4 protein-coding genes are annotated in these 3,087 nt (G+C 30.4%); 2 read left to right on the plus strand and 2 right to left on the minus strand.

Features of this window, described 5'->3' with window-relative positions; all coding sequences use genetic code 11:
* Positions 1–129: 129 nt before the first annotated feature.
* On the minus strand, positions 130–1,710 hold the full coding sequence (locus tag ACIQ56_RS16145) for a methyl-accepting chemotaxis protein (protein ID WP_397602065.1): 1,581 nt from the start codon (positions 1,708–1,710) through the stop codon (positions 130–132).
* 225 nt (positions 1,711–1,935) lie between these two features.
* On the opposite strand from ACIQ56_RS16145, the gene ACIQ56_RS16150 reads away from it, so the two are divergent.
* Entirely contained in the window at positions 1,936–2,304 is a 369-nt protein-coding gene (locus ACIQ56_RS16150; RefSeq protein WP_397602066.1) for a response regulator, read from the plus strand.
* 186 nt (positions 2,305–2,490) lie between these two features.
* Positions 2,491–2,721, plus strand: coding sequence for a hypothetical protein (locus tag ACIQ56_RS16155; RefSeq protein WP_397602067.1), 231 nt, complete (start codon positions 2,491–2,493; stop codon positions 2,719–2,721).
* Positions 2,722–2,835: 114 nt separating this feature from the next.
* On the opposite strand, the gene ACIQ56_RS16160 is transcribed toward ACIQ56_RS16155, so the two are convergent.
* A partial coding sequence (locus tag ACIQ56_RS16160) for a dihydroxy-acid dehydratase (RefSeq protein WP_397602068.1) occupies positions 2,836–3,087 on the minus strand: 252 nt, incomplete at its 5' end.

Consider the following 3,087-nt stretch of genomic DNA (forward strand, 5'->3'; position numbering starts at 1 on the left):
ACTTTCCTTGACGGAATTCCAAAATGGAAGGAAAAAGATATTGGATTGAATTTTAACTGACAGACAATTTCATTTTTGGGAGTCTTTGTAAACAGGGAGATTGTCAGATAATATACCATCTACTACAAATTAAACCTTCATATTTTTCACTAATTCATCTAGTTTTATAGCTAACTCACTTAATGATTTTGCAGAAATTAAAACTTGCGAAGACCCATTTGAAGTTTGAGAAGCGGCTTCTGACACCACTTTTATATTTTGAGAAATGCTGGATACACCTTCTGCCGATTGCTGAACAATTCTAGAAACTTCATTTGTTGTTGCCGCTTGTTCTTCTACAGAAGCCGCTATTGCAGTAGCTATGCTATTTAATTTTTCGATAGATTGACTAATTAATGTAACAGCTTCAATTGAGCTTTTTGAATCGGTTTGAATACCCGTAATCTTATTTGTGATATCTTCTGTCGCTTTTGCTGTTTGTTTTGCAAGTTCTTTTACTTCATTTGCAACAACAGCAAAACCTCTTCCTGCATCACCTGCTCTTGCGGCTTCAATCGTAGCATTTAATGCTAGTAAATTCGTTTGTTGTGCAATGGAACTAATTACTTTAATAACATTTCCAATTTCTTTACTACTTTCACCTAATTTAATAATGATAGAATTTGTATTTTGAGCTTGTTTTAGAGCTAATGAACTATTTGCAGAAGCTTCTGCTGCATTTCTTGCAATTTCTTTAATAGCAGCAGTCATTTCTTCTGTATTTGTAGCAACCGACCTTACCCCATGTGAAACTTCTTCTGAAGCGGCTGCGGTTGAATTTGCAACGTTTGTTGTTTTATCCGCATTTAAACTCATTTGTTTTGAAGTAGCATTTAATTCTTCAGATGCAGCAGCCAATTGCCTTGAAGCTTCACCAATATTTTCAGTTAAAGTAACCTGAGCTGTTATAATTTCCCAAGTTACCATGACACCAATAAACTTTTTATCAAAATCATAAACTGCAGATGCAAGTAAACTCAGTTTTTCAGGACCTACATTTATAATTGCTCGATGAGGTAAATTTTTATCATTTGATACCATTTTCCTTTGATGGGCTGGGTTTTTATGAAAAACATCAATATTTGAACCAACAATCTCGCTAATTTTTATGGGCAAATACTTTTCAACTCTTTCTAGTGTTTTTAAACTTGTTGCATTGGCATAAGTAATATTAAAATCAAGATCGCTAAACAATACATTTATAGGAATATTTTCCATCATTGAATTGATGCGCGCTAAGTTTAAAGCTGTACTTAATTTTTCAGTAACAATTTCCCAGGTAACCATTGCACCTATATAATTTTTGTTTGCGTCATAAATTGCAGAAACAAGAAGATCTAATTTTTCGGGACCAACTGAGATAATAGCTCTATGAGGAAGATTTTTATCATTTGCTAAAATTCTTCTTTGATGTGCTGGTACTTTATGAAAAATATCAATAGACGAACCAAGAATTGCAGAAACTCGAATAGGTAAATATTTTTCAATTTTTAAAAGAGTTTTTGCACTTGTTGGATTGACATAAATAATAGTAAAATTAAGATCACAATACAAAATATTAATAGGTGAGTTTTCCGCCATTCCAATATAGTCATCAGATTTAAGAGGATTGATCGTCGATAAATTTAAATTTGAAGTTGTATTTAATATAGATTGATTTGTGTCATTCATGGAGCTACCTCTTTTAGAGTTAAGAAACTAATTAAAATTTGATAAAATCATAAAACTTAATAAATCAACAAAAATATATCTTTTTATCCATTCAATAGGTTAACATACAAAAACATTTCCCAAAACAAAGGAGATGTGCGAATTTTGTCTATTGATGAAAATAAACTTTTCCGAGTATAATTAAATGATATCAAATTTCTTATGAACGACTGCACGGAGAATAAAATGGCTCACAAAATATTAATTGTTGATGATGCAAAAACGATTCGACAACAAGTAAATTTCACCCTAACCAAAGGTGGATTTGAAGTCATTGAAGCCGAAGATGGTGCTGATGGTATAGAAAAATTAAAAGCAAATAAAGATGTAAAAGTAATTATTAGCGATATTAATATGCCTAATATGGGTGGTATTGAAATGGTAAAAGCAATCAATACGAGTAATGAATTACCGCATCCACCAATTCTTATGTTGACAACTGAAGGTGCTGCCGAAATTGTTGCTGAAGCTAAAAAAGCAGGGGCGAGTGGTTGGATTACAAAGCCATTTAAACCTGAAGTTTTAATTGAGGCAGTAAAAAGATTAGTTGGTTAATAAATAGATATTAATTTAAAAATCCTTGAACTCCATTTATTTTATTTGAAAATCATACTGTGTAAAAATGAGAAAAAAGATATTAATTTATAAAAGGAGTTTTTTAATGAATTTTTAAAATAAGGTTCAGGAATTTCAAAAAAAATTGAGAAAAAAATTTTTTTCCATTAAAGAACGAGGATACTCATGGCAATTAAAATTTATTTTCTTGATGATGAAACAGATATTCTCGAAATTTTTAAAGATACATTTTCAAGTAATGAGTTTATCATTACAACTTTTAGCAACCCAACAGATCTTATTGAGGCAAGTAAAATAGATAAACCAGATCTTTATTTCTTAGATAATAAATTACCGAATTCACTGCTGATATTGTTTCAAAACAACTCGATCCAGACATTCCAAAAGCAATTATAACAGCGGATGTAAACCAAAAATTTGAAATGAACTATATCGCTATTTTTGGAAAACCATTTAGAAATGAAGAAATTTTGGAATTAATGAAAAAATTCAATTCAAATGTTGAATAAATCAATTATCTGTTACACAACCCAAACTTGCAGAAGAAACATTTTTTATATATTTAAATAAGGTACCTTTTGTAGATTTATATTTTGGCATTTTCCAATTTTGTTTTCTATCTGCAAGTTCTTTATCCGTGACTTCAAGATGAATTTGATTTTTTTCAACATCTATAGAAATAAAATCATTGTCATTTACCAAAGCAATAGGACCACCTTCTTGAGCTTCTGGTGAGATATGTCCAATAATAAAGCCATGAGA

It is taken from the genome of Silvanigrella sp. (assembly GCF_044369315.1).
Classification (GTDB): Bacteria; Bdellovibrionota_B; Oligoflexia; order Silvanigrellales; family Silvanigrellaceae; genus Silvanigrella.